The following is an 18455-nucleotide window of genomic DNA, read 5'->3' as shown; positions in this document are numbered from 1 at the left end:
GTCCCATGACATCCCTCAAAGGCAAGACGCTGTTCGTATCCGGTGGCAGCCGCGGCATCGGGCTGGCGATTGCGCTGCGCGCCGCGCGTGACGGCGCCAATGTCGCCATCGCGGCGAAAACCGCGGAGCCGCACCCGAAGCTCAAGGGCACGATCTACACTGCCGCCGACGAGGTTCGCGCCGCCGGCGGCAAGGCGCTGCCGGTGCTGTGCGACATCCGCGACGAAGCGCAGGTAACCGCGGCGATTGAAAAGACCGTCGCCGAGTTCGGCGGCATCGACATCTGCGTCAACAATGCCAGCGCCATCAGCCTGACCAATTCGCAGATGACCGACATGAAGCGGTTCGACCTGATGATGGGCATCAATACGCGAGGCACCTTCCTGGTGTCGAAATATTGTATCCCGCATCTGAAAATGGCTTCCAACCCGCACATCCTGATGCTGTCGCCGCCGCTCGACATGAAGACGAAATGGTTCGAGCATTCCACCGCCTACACGATGGCCAAATTCGGCATGAGCATGTGCGTGCTCGGGCTGTCGGGTGAATTGAAATCCGCAGGCGTCGCCGTCAACGCGCTGTGGCCGCGCACTACGATCGCGACCGCCGCGGTCGGCAATCTCCTCGGCGGCGACGCCATGATGCGCGCCAGCCGCACGCCCGAAATCATGGGCGATGCCGCCTACGTCATCTTCACCAAACCCTCCCGCGAATTCACCGGGCAGTTCTGCATCGACGACAAGGTACTCTACGCCAGCGGCGTGCGCGACTTCGAGCCTTACCGCGTCGACAAGTCAGTACCTCTGATGCCGGACTTCTTCGTCCCCGATGACGACGTCCCGCCACCCGGCGTCACCGTGCAGGCGCTGCCTTCGGTTGGCGCCGCGAAACCGTAGCGCTGAAAACTGACTGATAGCGGAGAGGCGTGTGGGCTGGCGAAGTTGGACCGCTGTCGCGTTGCTGCTGACCGTGTCGGCGACGGCTTGCATCATCCTCCGTCCCGATCGCACGATCCGCATCGCCACCGGCTTGGTGGCGCACAATGTCTGCGCCAAGACCTTCGTCTCCGGCCTCGATCCGCAAACGGTGTTTTCGGAAACCATCGAGCGTCCCGGCCTGCGCCGCCTGCGCACGGCGCTACGATTCCACGTTGATCGCACCGCGATGAGTGTTGATGCGTCGGCGGCGTGGATGTTCGGCAGCCGCGCTGTCTATCATGAAGCGCTCGGCTGCGTGCTGCGGCACGGAACGAAGGAGCCGTATATCCTCAGGAGCGACATTGACGCCTTGAAGGTACCGAAATCGCCGCCGCTGCTCGGCGAGATTGCCGGCCCCGATGTCGTGGCGCCGGCCAATCCCGCATTGACCGCCGCGCTCGATCACGCCTTCGAGGAGTCTCGGCCGAACCGCCGTTCCGGCGCACCAAGGCTGTCGTCGTAGTGCACGACGGCAAAGTGATCGCCGAGCGCTACGCCAGCGGCATCGGCGTCAACACGCCGCTGCTCAGCTTTTCCATGACCAAGTCGGTGATCAATGCCTTGATCGGGGTGCTGACCCAGCAAGGGCTTGTCACGCCCTCGATGCCCGCGCCAATACCGGAATGGCGCGGCGATCTCAGGCGCGAGATCGAGGTCGAGCATTTGCTGCGCATGACCACCGGGCTGGCGCTCGACGAAACCAGCAGCTTCAGTGAGATGGTCTATCTGCGGGACGACATGGCCGGCTTCGCGGTCAAGGCTGCGCTTGTCGCGCCGCCGGGCACGCGCTGGGCCTATTCCAGCCCGACGACGCAGCTATTGGCGCGGATCATTCGCGATGCCGCCGGCGGACCGGAGCAGAGCCTGGCGTTTGCGTGGCGCGAATTGTTCAATCCACTCGGCATGCGCAACGTCACGCTGGAATTCGACGCGACAGGCACGCTGCAGGGATCGACCAACATGCTGGCGAGCGCGCGGGACTGGGCACGGTTCGGACTGCTGTTTGTCAATGACGGCGTTGTCGGCGGCAAGCGCCTGCTGCACGAGGACTGGGTGGATTTCTCGGCCGCGGCGACCCTCGACACCGACTACGGCGCCGGGTTCTGGACCAATCGCAGCGAGCATGAAAGCGCCAGGAGCCGCGTGCGATCAGGCATTCCCCGCGACGCGTTCTTTGCGGCCGGCGATCTCGGCCAGCGCATTATGATCATGCCGTCACAGCGTCTCGTCGTCGTGCGCCTCGGCGACAGCATCGATCCGACCGGCGATATCGGCGGGCTCGCCAGGTTGGTGAAGGAAGTGATCGCGGTGGTGGGGCCGTGATTGATACGTCGTCATTCCGGGATGGTCCGAAGGACCAGACCCGGAATCTCGAGATTCCGGGTTCGATGCTTCGCACCATCCCGGAATGACTGCGTCACCTCCCCACCACATACGGCCCGCCCTTTTCCAGCGCGCGCGCATAGGCCGGACGGGCGTGGATGCGTTCGAGGAACGCCATTGCCTTGGGGTGACCGACCTCCAGCCCGCCGCGCGCGGCGGCGGCTTCCAGCGGAAAGCTCATCTGGATGTCGGCGCCGGAGAATTCGCTGCCGGCGAACCATTCGCTTTTCGCCAGTTCGCCTTCCCAGTAATCCATGTGCTGCTTGAGCTGCGGATTGACCAGTGTGGTCAGCGCCGTATTGCAGACCTTGCGCACCAATGGCCGAAGCAAGGCCGGCGCGCGCTTGGGCATCAGCGTGAACAACAGTTTCAGCAGCAGCGGCGACATCGCGGATCCTTCCGCATAGTGCAGCCAATAGGTGTAGCGCAGCCGCTCCGGCGTATTCGCTGGGGGAATAAGCTTGCCGTTGCCATAAGTGCCTATGATGTATTCGGCGATCGCGCCTGATTCCGCGATGGTGTTGCCGTTGTCGGTGATCACGGGTGACTTGCCGAGCGGGTGAATGGCGAGCAGCTCTTTCGGCGCGCGCATGTCGCCCTGGCGCTGATAGCGCACGATCTCGTGGGGCACGGCGAGCTCTTCGAGCAGCCACAGCACGCGCTGCGAGCGGGAATTGTTGAGATGGTGCACCGTCAGCATAGCCGCTCCCCAAATTGACCGCCGCGTTGGTGCCAGCGGAGCACGGGAAAGTCGAGATGGCTTCAAGGCGGGTTATGGGACTTTGACAGACCTAATTTACCCGGGTAATATCCAAGGTAGAATCGAGGGACAGCCGTGAATCCCACACCAGATGCCGCGTACATCGCTTTTGAAGGAGACAGCTGCGTCGGATCGGGCGATCTGCGCGAGGTCGCCCGTTCCGCCAGGCAGGCGCTCGGGCGGCAGCCGCAGGCCTCGATCCTGATTTTCAACGGCAGGACCAGCGCGCTGGTCGATGTCGACTTCCGCGGCTCGGTCGACGACGTCGTGGCGCGGATTCCGCTGCCGGAGCCACCGTCCACGGATGAAGATACCGCCCTCGCCGCCCCGCGCGGTCCCGGCCGCCCGAAACTCGGCGTGGTCGCGCGCGAGATCACGCTGTTACCGCGGCATTGGGACTGGCTGGCGCAGCAAAAGGGCGGCGCCTCGGTCGCAATCCGGAAACTGGTCGACGAGGCGCGCCGCGACAACGAGGGCAGCGATCGCATCCGCCTTGCGCAGGAGGCCGCCTATCGTTTCATGTCGACCATGGCCGGCAACCGGCCGCATTTCGAGGAAGCGATCCGCGCGCTGTTCGCGGGCGACGCCAAACGTTTCGGGCAATTGATCGCCGAATGGCCCGCGGATGTGCGGGACCATGCTGCAAGGCTGGCAGTTCCGGCATTTCATCGCGAAGCTTGAGACGAAGTCCGGTTGATCCGGCTGATCGGACCCGCTAGGTTGATTGAAATGATAGGGATCATATAAGAACCATCCGAGGGAGGCCGCCTTGAGCACCAATCCGCAATTCTTGTTCGATTTCGGTAGCCCCAACGCCTTCCTCAGCCATGAGGCGATTCCGGCGATCGAAAAGCGGACCGGCGCGAAATTCGAATATGTTCCGGTGCTGCTGGGCGGCATCTTCAAGGCCACCAACAACAAGTCGCCGGCCGAGACGCTCGCCGGCGTCAAGAACAAGCGCGAGTTCCACGCGATCGAGACCGAACGCTTCGTCAAGCGCTTTGGCGTCAAGCCCTACACCTGGAATCCATTCTTTCCCGTCAATACGCTGAACCTGATGCGATCAGCGGTCGCCGCACAAATGGAAGGCGTGTTCGAGAAGTATGTCGAAGCTGCGTTTCATCACATGTGGGTCGAGCCGAAGAAGATGGACGATCCGGAAGTCGCGGCGAAGGCGCTGGCCTCATCCGGCCTCGATGCCGCCAAACTGCTGGCCCGCTCACAGGACGCGGATGTAAAGGCAAAGCTGATCGAGAACACGCAAGCCGCGGTCGAGCGCGGTGCATTCGGTTCGCCGACGTTCTTTGTCGGCAAGGAGATGTTCTTCGGCAAGGAGCAGTTGCGCGAAGTCGAGGAGATGATTTCGAAGAAGTAGTCTCACCGTCATTGCGAGCGCAGCGAAGCAATCCATAGCGCGGCATAGTGACTATGGATTGCTTCGTCGCTTCGCTCCTCGCAATGACGCGGCAAGGAGTTCACCAATGCAAAAACGAAACGCCACCGTCGCGGTGATCGGTGCCGGCGACTACATCGGCGGCGAAATTGCCAAGAAATTCGCTTCCGAAGGCTTCACCGTGTTCGCCGGCCGGCGCGACGGCGCCAAGCTGGAGCCGTTGAAGAAGGAGATCGAGGCAGCAGGCGGGGCGATCGTGGCGCGCTCGCTCGATGCGCGCAAGGAGGACGAGGTCGCCGCCTTCCTCAACGACGCCGACGCGCACGCGCCGCTGGAGGTCTGCATTTTCAATGTCGGCGCCAACGTCAATTTCCCGATTCTTGAGACCACCGACCGCGTGTTTCGAAAGGTCTGGGAGATGGCCTGCTGGGCCGGCTTCCTGGCGGGCCGGGAATCGGCGCGGCTGATGCTGCCGCGCGGCCAGGGCAACATCTTCTTCACCGGCGCCACCGCGAGCCTGCGCGGCGGCAGCGGTTTTGCTGCCTTTGCCAGCGCGAAATTCGGCCTGCGCGCGGTGGCGCAATCGATGGCGCGGGAGCTCGGCCCCAAGAACATCCATGTTGCGCATCTGATCATCGATTCCGGCGTCGATACCGCCTGGGTGCGCGAGCGCCGCGAACAGCTCTGGGGCAAGGAAGCCCTCAACAATCCGGATCTGCTGATGCCGCCGGCCTCGGTCGCGGCGTCCTATTGGCAGCTCTACCAACAGCCGCGCAGCGCCTGGACGTTCGAGCTGGAGATTCGTCCGTTCGGGGAGAAGTGGTAATTCGTCATGGCCGGGCTTGACCCGGCCATCCACCTCTTGCTTGCTTCTGCAGTGTTGAGACGTGGATGCCCGGCACAAGGCCGGGCATGACGAGAGTGTGTTTCGGGCGCTCTGGCTCAAGTAAGCAAGAACAAGAAGGAGTTTAAGAATGCGCATTCTCGTGGTCGGCGCCGGCGCCATCGGCGGATATTTCGGCGGCAGGCTGCTTCAGGCCGGGCGCGACGTGACGTTCCTGGTGCGGCCGAAGCGGGCGTCTGAACTCGCCTCCGCCGGCCTCGTCATCAAGAGCCCTGCCGGCGACGTCACGCTGAAAAATCCGCCGACGGTGCAGGCCGACAAGCTCAGCGAAAAGTTCGACGTTGTCTTGCTGAGCTGCAAGGCGTTCGACCTCGAGGACGCGATCAAGTCCTTTGCGCCGGCGGTTGGTCCAAATACCTCGATCATCCCGCTGCTCAACGGCATGCTGCACTTGAACGTGCTCGACGAAAGATTTGGCGCGGAGCGTGTGCTGGGCGGCCTGTGCGCGATTGCCGCGACGCTCAACGAGGCGCGCGAGGTGGTTCAGCTGGCGCCGATGCAGTCGCTCAATTTCGGCGAACGCGACGGCAAGATGTCGGATCGCGTCCGTGCGATCTCTGAAATCTTCACCAGCGGCAACATTGGCGCTGTTGCCAGCGAACACATCATGCAGGACATGTGGGAGAAGTGGGTATTCCTCGCCTCACTGGCGGCCTCGACCTGCCTGATGCGCACTTCAGTGGGCAACATCCTGGCGGTGACGGGCGGCAAGGATTTCCTGCTCGGCATGCTCGATGAATGCAGCGCGGTCGCGTCAGCGGAAGGCTTTGCGCCCGGTGGACCGTTCTTCCAGCGCACCCGCGGTTTGTTGACCGCGGAAGGCTCGCCCATGACCGCCTCGATGTTCCGCGACGTCAAGGCGGGATTCCCGGTCGAAGCCGATCACGTCATCGGCGATCTCGTCGCCCGTGCCGACGCTGCGAAAATTCCGGTGCCGAAACTGCGCATCACCTACACCCATCTCAAGGCGTATGAAAAGCAGCGGGGCTGAAGGTTTTATTCGTTGTCGTCCCGGCGAAGGCCGGGACCCAGACGCCGCGGCCTGTCGGCGGGAACGCTGACGTTGGACGCCTTCTAAAACAATAAGTGTCACAGGGTATGGGTCCCGGCCTTCGCCGGGACGACGGTTAGAGATGCGCCAGATAATGCGCCAGCGCCTCGATCTCCTCTTCGCTGAGGGAATAGGCGACACTCGCCATCGCCGCCATGCCGCCGCCGGACCGCACCCCTGACTTGTAGTCGTGCAACGCCTTGATGAGATAATCCTGACGCTGCCCGGCGACGCGGGCGACCGCCTTGGTGCCGGCGTAGTCTGGCAGGTGACACGACGCGCAACGCCCGCCCAAGGCCGCCTGCGCGCCCTTCTTCGACAGATCCGGCTTGTCGTCGGGCGGCGCCTTCGGCGGCGGGAGCTGCGCGAAATAGGCGCCGAGATTGCGGATATCCTCGTTGTTGAGCTGCTCGACGACCGGCTGCATCTGCTCGCTCTTGCGGGCGCCGGCGCGGTAGAACACCAACTGCCACTGGATGAACATGTCCGGCTGCGCCGCCAGCGAGGGAATGTTTTCCATTTGCGAAATGCCGTTCTCGCCGTGACAGCCGACGCACAATTCGGCCTTCGCCTTGCCGGCGGCGATATCGGCGGCATGGGTTGGGCCGCAGATCATCATGGCTGCAAGCAGGCTTCCGGCTAACGTAGTCCGCATCATCACTCTCCTCCGTCATTCCGGGATGCGCCACTTGGCGCAGGCCCGGAATCCATACGCATTATCGTGGTTATGGATTCCGGGCTCGCGCTTCGCGCGCCGCGGAATGACGGCTGTTGGGTTCGATCGAAGTCCTCACAAACGCGAAGCTGCGGCCACTCGTTCCCGAGCAACCGCAGCCCCTGATCGTCAAAGCCTTACTTCTTGGCGTAGCTGATGCGATAGATCGCACCGGCCCAGTCGTCGGACACCAGGATCGAGCCGTCCTTGTCGAGGATGATGTCGTTGGGACGGCCGAGATAGCCCTGGTCGCCTTCGAGCCAGCCGGACGCGAAGATCTCCTGCTTGGCGTTCTTGCCGTCCGGACCGACGATGACGCGCTTGATCCGGGCGCCCTGGTACTTTTTCCGGTTCCAGGAGCCGTGTTCGGCGATCAGGATGTTGTTCTTGTACTCGGCGGGGAATTGGCTGCCGGTGTAGAACTTCATGCCGAGCGGCGCCACATGCGCGCCGAGATTGAGCACGGGCGGTGTGAACTCCGAACACTTGTGACCCATCGCGAATTTCGGATCCGGCATATTGCCCTGGTGGCAATAGGGATAGCCGAAATGCTCGCCGATCTTCGAGATCATGTTGAGCTTGTCGCTCGGCAAGTCGTCGCTGATCCAGTCACGGGCATTTTCCGTGAACCAGAGCCGGCCGGTGCGCGGATCGACGTCGCCGCCGACGCTGTTGCGAACGCCGAGCGCATAGATCTCGGCATTGCCTGTCTTGGGATCGACGCGGCGGATCTGCGAAACGCTGGTCGGCGGAATGCCGATGTTGAAGGGAGGTCCGAACGGCAGATAGAACCAGCCCTCCTTGTCGACCGCGATGTATTTCCAGCCATGCGCGGCGTAGGACGGCATGTCGTCATACACCACCTTGCCGGCGCCGAGATTGTCGATATTGGCTTCGGCGTTGTCGTAGCGGATCAGCTTGTCGACGGCGATGACGTAGAGCGCGCCGTCGCGGAACGCGAGGCCGGTGGGCATGTTGAGGCCCTTGAGGATGGTCTTGACCTCCTTCTTGCCGCCATTGTCCTTGATCGCATAGACGTTGCCGAGGCCGAAGGAGCCGACGAACAGCGTGCCCTTGTCGCCCCAGGCCATCTGCCGCGCCGCAAGCACGTTCGAGGCGTAGACCTCGATCTTGAAGCCAGCCGGCAATTTGATTTTCGGGATCAGCTTGGCGAGTTCGGCGTCCGTCGCGCCGGTCGGCGGTCCGGACGGCGGCGCCTGCCCCTTCTGCGCCTCGGTCTCGTCGCCGAGGAACCAGTCGGGCGGCGGGTTGGTCCAGAATTCCTTGGTGCCGGATTCGTATTTCTTCAGCGGCTTCTGTTGCGCGTTGGCCTGGCTGGCCGCCGCGACAACGAGGATCGCCGTGAGCGCAAGAATAGATCGATGGAAAGCCGATTTCATCGCGTCACTCCCTATGCAGCCTTGGGGGCTGCGCCTGTTATTATTTTGAACGTTGAGAGGCGAACTTGGTCAGGTGGGGTCGAGTAGACTGCAAAATGTTAGCACATCCATTGCAGGAGAGAAGCGTAGGCTGCGCTACCCTGTCAGACGAAATTAGATTGCGAAGAAAATTTTTCGGACTTTTTGCGAAAGACGCGCTGCACCGCAATATACGTCTGAAGCCAGCGCCGCGGCCGGATCGAACGGTGCGCGTCCCGAACGGCGGGCTTCCACAAAACAGGCAGATCGCGCGCGCGTTAGTTCTCGGTGGGACAGGCCTGACCGGCTCTGCCGCGGATGCGGCAACTCATTGGGCTCGAGCAAGAATCATTCAGCCGGGCGCGATCCGGCGTGTCCGCGAATAGGCTTGGTCAATTTGGCGTGATGCGATTGCCGGCGACGTCGGATCGACGGAATCGCGGCCCACCTCGCGCGAGACCGTCCCGTTACCTTCTTCGCGTTACCGACAGCACCGCGGTGCCATGGTTGTTGCGGTAGAGCAAATCATAGAGACCGGGAATGCCGATCACGGCGTCGTTGACGAAGACGAACAATTCTTCCTTGCCGTTGGGCGCAATCGTCGGCGTGATGTTGAACTGGATGATGTCGTCATAGGGATCGGGCTCGTAGGAGTCCTCCTCGCCGCCGACATTGCCAAAACGCAGCACGATGCGGAACCAGTCCTTGGATAATTCCCGCCGCATCGGCAGCAATAGCCAGAGATAGACCCGCTCGTACCATTGCGGCCGCTCCTTGCTGGAAAAGCCCCCGACCGGCGTGCCGATGCGGGCAAGGCCATTGAACCATTGCTTGTCTTCGCCGCTTTTGGCGCCGGGTTGAATGGTCACATAATAGCGGCCGCGATGCTGCAGCAGGATGCCGGTCGCCTTGCACAAATCCGACGTCTTGAATTCGACGCGCGAGGTCTGGTTGACGGCCAGCACCGCAGGTTTCGGATCGGTATCTCGACGCACGCAGGTTAGTCCGGCCGTGTCGAAGCCGTCGTAAGCGAGATGGCTGACAAACGCCAATCCGAGATAGATGAACATCACCGCGAACAGGAAAGGCGCGATCATGGTCTTCAATTTGTCGTGGAAATGGATGTAAAGCGGACTGCTGCGCAGACCGTAAATCCCGTTGTCGGGAAGGCCTGTCGGCGCTTGCGGCGATTTTCGCCAGATCGAAGCCATCAAGCGCGAGGTCCGGCCTGCGATCCACGAGTTCACATACAACAGCGCCGAGACCAGGCCCACCATGACCAGAAACCAGGCTGGCGCGCGTGCATAACCGTCGGCCCAGGTCGATGCGAGGGTTGGAAGAAGTCCCAACGCAAAGCGCACGAAGTCCGACACCCACCGGATCGGACTGGTATATTCATCGTAGCGTGGCGCACTGGAGACCAGCGGGAAGATCATCAGCCACAGCGTCGCGCCGACGGTAGCGAAATAGGCGATACGGCGTGCCCAGACCCAGTTCCAGACATGCTCCTGCGCCAGTGCGCGCTGCGCCGCGGCCGCGCTGGTCTCGAACGGTTGTGTCGACGGCGCGATGCTGAAAGTGTCGGGTGAGACGATCTCGCCATCTTCCTTGACGACTTCGTAGTACGGCGGCAGGCCGACCGGCGCGTAGGCATGCGCGTTGTTCTCGATGCGCCGGAACACAGTCTCGTGAATCTTGGCGCTGATGACGTCGACCTCGTCTTCTTCCAGTTTCTTCGGATAGAAGGCCGGCACCAGCTTGCGCGGTCCGTAGCGGTAATAGCCGCCAACGCCTTTGCGCGGATCGTACAGCCGTCCGTCCTTGTCGCGCTTCGAGATCGCGTTCTTGAACGTGTCGGGATCGGCAATCATGTGGTCGGGGCTCGGCGGCTGGCCCGCATAATCCGACTTGAATTTCAGCCCGCAGCGTTTCGCCTCGGTGATCATCCAGACGAAGGGGATGTGAGCCAGCGCATCGTCGGGATAGCCGCCGCCGACATTGGAGTGCACGCCGGCGAACCAGACCTGGCTGATGCGTTCGTTCTTGATGAAGCGCTTCCCGCCGGGTTCGGCCGGCGATGCCGCACCATGGATACCAGCGGTTTCATCCCAGAGCTGGGGGTGGAAGGTGGTGCGCTCCTCGTCGAGCGCCAGCGCCTGACAGGCGCGCATGACGCTCGGCGACAGATGCTTGTTCGGCAGTTCAAGCGGCCAGATATAGTCATGAATGCCGCGGGTCATTTCGTCGACAGGCATGCCGTAGGCGGCAACCGTGTCCCAGACCCCGATGAACCTGATCTTGACGTTCCTGCGAACCTCTCTTGGCGGGTAGTGCGGGCCGAACTTGTTGCGGATCCACTGGTACGGCCGTTCAAATCTCAGTTTGGGGTAGCGGTCCTTGCGATAGGTGCGGTAGGCCGCACTCGCCAGGCTGTGCAGTTCAACCTCGTTATCGGCTTTGACGAGCCCCTGGCTGTCGATCATCCCCATCACGATCCGGATGGTGAAGGCACCGCGGCTGAAGCCAAAGCCGAACAGCTCGTCGTCCTTGTCGCGATAGTTCCGGCAGGCGAATTTGTAGAGCGCGATCACGTTGCGGCGCAGGCCGAGACCGAACGCACCACCCAGGATCGCCATCGGCTTGAACGACGAGGTGCCGACGCCGTCGTCATACAATGCGACCTGGTCGTTGCCGGAGAGATCCAGCGCCTCGAAGGTGCGCCAGACATTGGTGCGCCAGACTTTTGCCGAGGAATTGCCGGTGCCGTCGGACAGCAGGATGATTTTTCGGCTCATGGGACATGCCTCGCCCGTGGCATGAAATGAACATGCAACCTAGGGTACTAGAGGTTGCCACGTTCTCTTCGAATAGAGAAGCATCCCGCGGGCAGGGCGCCTTCAGTCAATACGGCGGCTCGTCATAGACGGGCTTGCCGTCGATCAGCAGGCGCTTGATCGCCGACTGGCCGGAAGGCGTCACGGCCGCAACCACCTCCAGCCGCGCCTTTTCGGTCGTCTCGATCTTCTTGCCCTCGCCCTGCGGCACGAAATAGCTCTCGAGCCCGTATTTCACGAGGGCGGCGCGGATTCCGGGCTTGCAGACTCTGAGCCCCTCCTCGTTGGGCGGGCAAACCGATCCCGCGTCCACCTTGCCCAGAATGACGATATCGGCGCCGGACACTGCCGGCCGCTCGGATGTGATCGCGACCGCCCTCGCCTTGCCGTTCTCGTTGGGCCGCAGGGTCACGAATACTTTTTGTCCCCGTTTGAACTCACTCGTTGCGTCCTTCGGCAGGTCAACTGACGAGATTTGATAATCGAGAATGACGTAATCGCCGCGAAACAGGTCGCGCGGGTCGACGGGCACGATCTCAAGCCGGACTTCCTGGCCATTTCGCAATATTTCCGCGCGTTGATAGACCATCGCGAGGATCAGTCCGCAGAGCAGCAGCACGGCGAGGATGTAGCGCGGGAGCAACGGCACGCGCCCGATCAGGCTGTCGACGGTACTCATCAGGCTGCACTCCCTGAGGATTGCTCATTGGCATGTCTTGACCAGCTTGCGAGTTTGCGCGCCCCCAAGGCGAGCCCCAGCAGCACGACACCGGCGGCAAGGAAGAACAGGGACTGGTCGAGCAACGTGCCGACCGTGCGCCAGAGCAGGATCAATATCGAAACGCCGAACACCGCGTAGCCGACCACGACAAATGTCCGCAAGCCGACCAGCAGGCCGCCTGCGATCAAGGCCACCGCGCTGACGAGCACGGCGATGGGAATCAGCACGCGGCTCGGAATTGCGGGGCCGCCCGCCAGCATCAGCGGAATCGTCAAGCCAATGGCGCAGGCCGCGATGATCACAAGCCGCCCGTTGTCCCTGTGCCGTGCCAGTACCGCGAGGGCCGCAAGCGCGAGCGCCGCCGCGACATAGGCAAGGCCGAGATGTGCATCGATGGCGTGCGCGGAGCGGACTGATTTTTCCAGAACGAGTTCGATTTCAAAGCAGAGAAACACGCCGAAGGCCCAGCCACCCCATGGCAGGAGCGCCCGGAACTCGGCGGGCCAGTCCCGGTCCAGCGCCAGCAGCCCGATCGCGATGTAGGCTACCGAGAACGCAATGCCGCCCTGGATCAGGCGATCCGCTGGCGCCCACATCAGTGTGGCCAGCCAGACGCCCAGCGCCAGAGCTGCCGCATGCGCCACCAGGCGATTTTCGCGGCCCAGCGCCAACGCAAATGCCGGAACGAACAGCAGGAAAAACGGCCAATGGATTTCGTGCCATTGCGCGTCGTCGAACCTTCCGAACGACCAGACCGTCATCGCCGCAAAGGCAATCACGAGCGGGCCGCTCTTGCCCGTCAGCGCGGCCGCGATGAGCGCGCCGATCGCCACCAGCATCGCGCCCGCCGGCCAGTCGCCCGGCAGATGATACATCTGGCCGACCAGCGCCACGCCGGCGCCAAAGCACAGCGTGGCGAACGTCACGGCGGCATCGGCGCCCCATGGGATCGCGCGTCGGCCGAGTAGCAGGGCAACGGGAAAACAAGCCGCAATCAGCGTGAGAATGCCGACCAGCCTGACCAGGCGTGGGATCTCCTGCCAGTTCGCGGCAACAAAGGCGCTGACGCTGGCCGCCAGCATCAGGGCGCCGAGCATCGCGAAGATGGCGGGCAGGCGCGAGGTCGCCTCTTCGCCAAATCGCGCCTTGCGAATGGAATGGGCCGCGTCGCCCGAAATCACGCCCTCTGCGACCCATTTGACCAGGTCCGCCTCAAGGCGCTGCCGATATCCACGTTCGAACAATTGTCAGCCCCGCTTGCGTCACGATCCTTGCGGCGTGGCACAAGACGACGCTGCAATGCTTGGTATCAGAAGATGGCATGCAGGTTCGGTGGAAAGAAGCAAGCCGCGGCAGGTCGCCCGCCACCACAAACGACAAAGCCGCCTGACGGCGGCTTGTCGTTCAATCATTGCTTTGGCATGCGAGAAATCTTGGAGCGGGCGAAGGGGCTCGAACCCTCGACCCCGACCTTGGCAAGGTCGTGCTCTACCACTGAGCTACACCCGCATCCGAGATGTCGGCGATCGCTCGCCGGCAACGGCAGAGCTATGCCAAATGCAGGCCGTGAATGCAACAGCCAGCACACGGCCGAAACCACCCCGACAGGCGGATTTTCTTAATAAATTGGCGCGAATCGGTCCGAAACAACGCCCAAACCGCATTAATCGGTTCCCCGGCCTGGAGGGTGGCAACCCAAGGGTCAAATTGCCTTCCTATCTCGCCGCGATTCGGACTTCCTCCCGGACACGCCGATCCGCCGGCCGGTCAATTCGCCGCGCCGGCCGGGCCGCTGATGGGAGGCCGCCCACCCCTGGGCCCCTTGGGACGAGGCCCGGTCGCGGCCGGGGCCGATTGAATTTTGTGACCAAGCCGCCATCTAGCGGATAAGAACTTCGCGCCCTTCCGTGCTAGAAGGGCGCCAATCTCTGGGACAGCTTTCGAGACCAATTCTCAAGACATCAGGCGAGGATACATCGTGACGATAATTGAGCAGGGCGGCGGCCCCGCGCCGCAGGCCGTACCCGATCTGATCAAGAATACCACCACCCAGACCTTCGTGAAGGACGTCATCGAGGAATCGAAGCGCCAGCCGGTGCTGATCGACTTCTGGGCGGAGTGGTGCGGTCCGTGCCGTCAGCTGACACCGATCATCGAAAAGGCCGTCCGCGCCGCCAAGGGCAAGGTCAAGCTGGTCAAGATGAACATCGACCAGCATCCGCAGATCCCCGGCCAGATGGGAATCCAGTCGATCCCGGCCGTGATCGCCTTCGTCAACGGCCAGCCCGCCGATGGCTTCATGGGCGCGGTGCCGGAGAGCCAGGTCACCGCCTTCATCGACAAGCTCACCAAGGGCATGGCCGCACCGGGCGAACCGAACATTGCCGAAATTCTGCAGGAGGCCGAAGCCGTGCTGGCGGAAGGCGATGCGGCTGCCGCGGCGCAGATCTATGCCGAGGTGCTGTCGATCGATTCCACCAATATCGCCGCGTTGGCGGGTCTCGCGAAATGCTACGTGACGACAGGCGCCATCGAGCAGGCCAAGCAGACCATCGCGATGGTGCCGGAATCCAAACGCAATGACGCCGCCGTCAAGGCCGTGCAGGTCTCGATCGATCTCGCCGAACAGGCGCAATCCGTCGGCCCGGTCACCGAGCTGGAACAGAAAGTCGCCGCAAACCCGCTCGATCATCAGGCCCGGTTCGATCTGGCGACCGCGCTCAACGCCCAAGGCAACCGTGCCGAAGCGACCAACCAGCTGCTCGAAATCGTCAAGCGGGACCGCAAGTGGAACGAGGATGGCGCGCGCAAGCAGCTGGTGCAGTTCTTCGAAGCGTGGGGCGGCGCCGATGAAGCGACCGTGGATGGACGCAGGCGGCTGTCGACGATCCTGTTCTCGTGAGTTGCGTATTCCGTAACCGCGGACACCGGTTTTGCGATAAGAATACGCACAATACATAGACATCTCATGCAGTAGAGCCGGGGCCGCAGATGCCGATCAATGCCGAATACCGCGGACCCGGCGAGCTTCCCGAAATCATTCCGGTGTTTCCGCTGCCGGGTGCACTGCTGCTGCCGCGCGGCCAGATGCCGCTCAACATCTTCGAGCCGCGCTATCTGGCGATGGTCGACGACAGCTTACGCGACGGCCACCGCCTGATCGGGATGATCCAGCCGGATATTTCCCACAGCAAGGACGAGACCCGGCCGATGCTGTTCAAGGTCGGCTGCGTCGGCCGCATCACCCAGCTCGCCGAATCGGGCGACGGCCGCTACATCCTCGAACTCACCGGCGTCTCGCGCTTTCGGGTGGTCGAAGAGCTGACGGTGCTGACCGCGTACCGGCAATGCAAGGTGGATTTCTTCCCCTTCGTTGACGACTTCACCGCGCGCAAGGGCGAAGAGGCCGTCGACCGCGAGGCGCTGCTCGAGGTGCTGACCGATTTTCTCAACGCCAACAATTTGAAAGTGGATTGGGAAGGCATCGAGAGCGCGCCCAACGAGGCGCTGGTCAATGCGCTGGCGATGATGTCGCCCTATGGCCCCGCCGAGAAGCAGGCGATGCTGGAAGCGCCCGATTTGAAGACGCGGGCGGAAATCCTGATCGCGGTGACCGAGATGGACCTCGCCAAGAAGCGCACCAGCGGCGGCGATACGGGACTGCAGTAAACCGCGCCGGCTACGCCGCGTTCGCGGCTGCCTTGGCCCGCGAGCGCACCATTTTCGCAACTTCGGCGCTCGTTACCGGCGGACTGAAATAATAACCTTGCGATTCGACGCAATCCTCTCCGCGGAGGATGTCCCATTGTTCCTGGGTTTCCACGCCTTCGGCCGTGGTGGTCTTGCCGAGGCTTACGGCAAATCGAACCACCGCACGCGCGATGACGCGGGACTCTTCCTGCGGGCTGGTCAGCTCGCTGACGAAGCTGCGGTCAATTTTGATCTTGTCGAACGAGAACTTTTGCAAAAAGCTCAGCGATGAGTAACCCGTGCCGAAATCGTCCAGGGCAACTCGCACGCCCAGTTCGTGCAGCTGACCGAGCGCAGCGAACACGGCTTCGCTGTCGTGCATGATGGCCGTTTCGGTCACCTCGAGCTCAAGTCTTGGTGGCGCAATTCCCGAACTCGCCAGGGCGCTGACGATGACCCGAACCAGGTCCTTGCTTCTGAACTGAGCCGGAGACAGATTTATCGCGATCTTGAGATGGGCCGGCCATTTTGCCGCCTCCGCGCACGCCGTCCGCAGGACCCACTCTCCGATCGGCACGATCACACCGGTTTCTTCCGCAAGCGGGATAAAGTCGCCGGGCATCACCCAGCCGCGCTGGGGATGATGCCAACGCAGCAACGCCTCAAAGCCGCTGATCTTGCCGCTCTTGAAATTGACGATCGGCTGGTAGCGCAGTTCGAACTCATCATTGGCAAGCGCGCTGCGCATATCCCGTTCGAGGTTGCGGCGGGCATGCATGAGTTCGTCGAGTTCCGGCTCGAAGAAACGGAAGGAACCACGCCCGCCATTCTTGGCGGAATACAAGGCGAGGTCCGCTTTCTTGAGAATTTCATCGGAATCGGTTCCGTCGCGCGGCGCAACGGCAATGCCGATGCTCGTTCCGACGGTGACCCGGTGATCGCCAAGATCGAAAGGTTCGCAAAGCTCGGCCTTGATTCGTTCGGCGAGCGCCACGGCTTCCACCAGCGGATTTTCCACGCACTCGATGACGGCGAACTCGTCGCCGCCCAGCCGCGCGACCATCGCCGTTTCCCTGACGCACGCCAGCAGCCGCGCGGCAACGGCCTGCAACAGCGCGTCTCCAGTGGGGTGCCCCAGCGTGTCGTTGACTTCCTTGAAGCGGTCAAGGTCGAGCATGAGCACCGCGAGATCGGCGCCTCCCCTGCGCGTGATGGAAAGGGCGAGCTCCAATCGCTTCCTCAAGAGGACGCGATTTGGCAGGTCGGTCAGCGCGTCGTGATGGGCCATATGCGTGATCTTGGCCTCGGACCTGCGCTGCTCGGTGACGTCCTGGTGCGTCGCCACCCAGCCGCCGCCGGGCATCGGTTGCCTCGTAACACAGATCAATCGACCATCGGCGAGCTCGTCGACGCGACTTGCCGGGACGTTGCTTGGCAGCGCATTCAGGGCCGACAGCACCTGCTTTGCGGTGCTGTCATTGGTGCCACCCTTGAGGATGCCGTTGCTGATGCGATGCTCGATGATTTCGCGGTGTGGTGTCCCCGCCAGCAACAGTTCCGGCGGCAACTGATACATTTTGGCGTAACGATCGTTGCAGACGACAAGCCGCTTCTCCGCATCGAACATGCAGAGACCTTCGCCCATGTTGTTGATCGCCGAATCCAGCCTGAGCTTCTGCTCCTGCAATTCCTTTTGGGAGCCTTCGACCTGTTGCCGCGCGAGCGAGAGCTGATCGATGATTTCCTCGAATTTGCGCGTCCGGTTGGCGAGGCGGCGATCCGCCAGCACGCCGACCAGGCTCATCCCGAGCACCGACAGAGCCACGCCGGCAATCGCCACCGCGAGAAATGCGGGAGAAAGTGACATCTCGTCAGGTCCCCGCGTCGGATCGGGGACAATTTCTACCGCGCCCATCGCCGTGAAATGATGCGAGACAATTGCGAGCGTCAGGAAAATCGCAGCGACAAATCTTCCCCACAGATCCTTGTAGCGGACCGCGAACGCGAGCGCCGCATAACCGAACATCATGCCCACAATGATGGAGGCGAACACGAGATCGAGCGACCAGGTGACCCGGCCCGGGACTTCGAGCGCCCACATGCCGAGATAGTGCATGCTGGCAATGCCCGCGCCGATGATTCCGCCGCCGATCGGCGCTCGCCACCGGCCGGGCGCATTGGCGGAGAAGCCGAACCCGCCGGAAGTCAGTATCATTGCCACGGCGAGCGACAGCCCGGTCAAGGCCACGCCGTATCCGGTCGTGACACCGGGCTCGTAGGCGAGCATCGCGATAAAGTGCGTCGCCCAGATCCCGTACCCGATCGCGGCGCCCGCAATTGCAATCCAGATCAGCCGCGTCCTGGCATGCGACGAGATCGCCCGATGAAAGATATGGATGGCGACAACGCTTGCGACGAAGCAAACGAGACCGGCGAGGAGAACCAGTCGCCAGTCGTGTTCGACTGTAAGGCAGCTAAGAACGCGGAACATGTCATTCGGCCATGGTTGTTCGTCACCATGGTTACCCGCGCTGGTTCTTTACTCCCTAATTTCTTTGCAGCTTCCGAGGGCGTAGTTATCCGCGCGTAAAGAACGAATGTATAATGGT

The 18455-nt window shown here is 62.5% G+C and carries 16 protein-coding genes and 1 tRNA gene; 9 read left to right on the top strand and 8 right to left on the bottom strand.

The window, feature by feature from the left end:
• Positions 1–5: 5 nt before the first annotated feature.
• Genes JQ629_RS18345 through JQ629_RS37540 form a run of 3 tightly spaced genes read left to right on the top strand, consistent with a single transcriptional unit; the run spans position 6 to position 2300 of the window.
• Positions 6–896 carry an SDR family oxidoreductase gene (locus JQ629_RS18345; protein WP_212413860.1) on the top strand — a complete coding sequence of 297 codons (891 nt, stop codon included), beginning with the start codon at positions 6–8 and terminating at the stop codon, positions 894–896.
• 31 nt (positions 897–927) lie between these two features.
• A complete protein-coding gene (locus JQ629_RS37545; protein ID WP_283815942.1) occupies positions 928–1440 on the top strand; it encodes a hypothetical protein in 513 nt (170 codons plus the stop codon).
• On the top strand, positions 1440–2300 hold the full coding sequence (locus tag JQ629_RS37540; RefSeq protein WP_349631284.1) for a serine hydrolase domain-containing protein: 861 nt from the start codon (positions 1440–1442) through the stop codon (positions 2298–2300). Before JQ629_RS37545 ends, JQ629_RS37540 begins: the two co-directional genes overlap by 1 nt.
• A 94-nt stretch (positions 2301–2394) precedes the next feature.
• Here JQ629_RS37540 and JQ629_RS18335 read toward each other — a convergent pair whose 3' ends face one another.
• Positions 2395–3060, bottom strand: coding sequence for a glutathione S-transferase family protein (locus tag JQ629_RS18335; RefSeq protein ID WP_212413859.1), 666 nt, complete (start codon positions 3058–3060; stop codon positions 2395–2397).
• A 135-nt stretch (positions 3061–3195) separates the two neighbouring features.
• On the opposite strand from JQ629_RS18335, the gene JQ629_RS18330 reads away from it, so the two are divergent.
• The 4 genes from JQ629_RS18330 (at position 3196) to panE (ending at position 6408) form a co-directional block, all read left to right on the top strand.
• Entirely contained in the window at positions 3196–3801 is a 606-nt protein-coding gene (locus JQ629_RS18330) for a DUF2239 family protein (RefSeq protein WP_212413858.1), read from the top strand.
• 88 nt (positions 3802–3889) lie between these two features.
• On the top strand, positions 3890–4495 hold the full coding sequence (locus tag JQ629_RS18325) for a 2-hydroxychromene-2-carboxylate isomerase (protein ID WP_212413857.1): 606 nt from the start codon (positions 3890–3892) through the stop codon (positions 4493–4495).
• Between the two features lie 106 nt (positions 4496–4601).
• Positions 4602–5339 (top strand): SDR family oxidoreductase, encoded by a 738-nt coding sequence (locus tag JQ629_RS18320; protein ID WP_212413856.1) that lies wholly within the window; start codon positions 4602–4604, stop codon positions 5337–5339.
• Between the two features lie 148 nt (positions 5340–5487).
• The gene (panE, locus tag JQ629_RS18315; RefSeq protein WP_212413855.1) at positions 5488–6408 is read left to right on the top strand and encodes a 2-dehydropantoate 2-reductase; all 921 of its coding nucleotides are present in this window, start codon (positions 5488–5490) and stop codon (positions 6406–6408) included.
• 136 nt (positions 6409–6544) lie between these two features.
• On the opposite strand, the gene JQ629_RS18310 is transcribed toward panE, so the two are convergent.
• The 6 genes from JQ629_RS18310 to JQ629_RS18285 all read right to left on the bottom strand — a co-directional run bounded on the left by JQ629_RS18310 (position 6545) and on the right by JQ629_RS18285 (position 13665).
• Entirely contained in the window at positions 6545–7123 is a 579-nt protein-coding gene (locus JQ629_RS18310; RefSeq protein ID WP_212413854.1) for a c-type cytochrome, read from the bottom strand.
• A 197-nt stretch (positions 7124–7320) separates the two neighbouring features.
• Positions 7321–8583 carry a PQQ-dependent sugar dehydrogenase gene (locus JQ629_RS18305; protein WP_212413853.1) on the bottom strand — a complete coding sequence of 421 codons (1263 nt, stop codon included), beginning with the start codon at positions 8581–8583 and terminating at the stop codon, positions 7321–7323.
• A 485-nt stretch (positions 8584–9068) separates the two neighbouring features.
• Complete coding sequence (locus JQ629_RS18300; RefSeq protein ID WP_212413852.1) at positions 9069–11396, bottom strand: T6SS phospholipase effector Tle1-like catalytic domain-containing protein; 2328 nt, start codon at positions 11394–11396, stop codon at positions 9069–9071.
• Between the two features lie 106 nt (positions 11397–11502).
• Positions 11503–12114 (bottom strand): GDYXXLXY domain-containing protein, encoded by a 612-nt coding sequence (locus tag JQ629_RS18295; protein WP_212413851.1) that lies wholly within the window; start codon positions 12112–12114, stop codon positions 11503–11505.
• Positions 12114–13400, bottom strand: coding sequence for a DUF2157 domain-containing protein (locus tag JQ629_RS18290; RefSeq protein ID WP_212413850.1), 1287 nt, complete (start codon positions 13398–13400; stop codon positions 12114–12116). Before JQ629_RS18290 ends, JQ629_RS18295 begins: the two co-directional genes overlap by 1 nt.
• Positions 13401–13590: 190 nt before the next feature.
• Positions 13591–13665, bottom strand: a tRNA-Gly gene (locus tag JQ629_RS18285).
• A 469-nt stretch (positions 13666–14134) separates the two neighbouring features.
• Here JQ629_RS18285 and trxA point away from each other — a divergent pair.
• Positions 14135–15058 carry a thioredoxin gene (gene trxA, locus JQ629_RS18280; RefSeq protein WP_212413849.1) on the top strand — a complete coding sequence of 308 codons (924 nt, stop codon included), beginning with the start codon at positions 14135–14137 and terminating at the stop codon, positions 15056–15058.
• A gap of 89 nt (positions 15059–15147) precedes the next feature.
• Positions 15148–15825, top strand: a complete 678-nt coding sequence (locus JQ629_RS18275) for an LON peptidase substrate-binding domain-containing protein (RefSeq protein WP_212413848.1) — start codon at positions 15148–15150, stop codon at positions 15823–15825.
• A gap of 10 nt (positions 15826–15835) precedes the next feature.
• On the opposite strand, the gene JQ629_RS18270 is transcribed toward JQ629_RS18275, so the two are convergent.
• On the bottom strand, positions 15836–18337 hold the full coding sequence (locus JQ629_RS18270; protein WP_212413847.1) for a bifunctional diguanylate cyclase/phosphodiesterase: 2502 nt from the start codon (positions 18335–18337) through the stop codon (positions 15836–15838).
• Positions 18338–18455 lie beyond the last annotated feature (118 nt).

The organism is Bradyrhizobium sp. AUGA SZCCT0222 (assembly GCF_018130205.1).
Classification (GTDB): domain Bacteria; phylum Pseudomonadota; class Alphaproteobacteria; order Rhizobiales; family Xanthobacteraceae; genus Bradyrhizobium.
This window is presented reverse-complemented; position numbering and strand designations above follow the sequence as displayed.

Coding starts and splice junctions, on each gene's coding strand:
- JQ629_RS18270 (WP_212413847.1), bottom strand. CDS start 18,337: ATGTTCCGCGTTCTTAGCTGCCTTACAGTCGAACACGACTGGCGACTG.
- JQ629_RS18310 (WP_212413854.1), bottom strand. CDS start 7,123: ATGCGGACTACGTTAGCCGGAAGCCTGCTTGCAGCCATGATGATCTGC.
- JQ629_RS18300 (WP_212413852.1), bottom strand. CDS start 11,396: ATGAGCCGAAAAATCATCCTGCTGTCCGACGGCACCGGCAATTCCTCG.
- panE (WP_212413855.1), top strand. CDS start 5,488: ATGCGCATTCTCGTGGTCGGCGCCGGCGCCATCGGCGGATATTTCGGC.
- JQ629_RS18295 (WP_212413851.1), bottom strand. CDS start 12,114: ATGAGTACCGTCGACAGCCTGATCGGGCGCGTGCCGTTGCTCCCGCGC.
- JQ629_RS18320 (WP_212413856.1), top strand. CDS start 4,602: ATGCAAAAACGAAACGCCACCGTCGCGGTGATCGGTGCCGGCGACTAC.
- JQ629_RS18275 (WP_212413848.1), top strand. CDS start 15,148: ATGCCGATCAATGCCGAATACCGCGGACCCGGCGAGCTTCCCGAAATC.
- JQ629_RS18305 (WP_212413853.1), bottom strand. CDS start 8,583: ATGAAATCGGCTTTCCATCGATCTATTCTTGCGCTCACGGCGATCCTC.
- JQ629_RS18335 (WP_212413859.1), bottom strand. CDS start 3,060: ATGCTGACGGTGCACCATCTCAACAATTCCCGCTCGCAGCGCGTGCTG.
- JQ629_RS18345 (WP_212413860.1), top strand. CDS start 6: ATGACATCCCTCAAAGGCAAGACGCTGTTCGTATCCGGTGGCAGCCGC.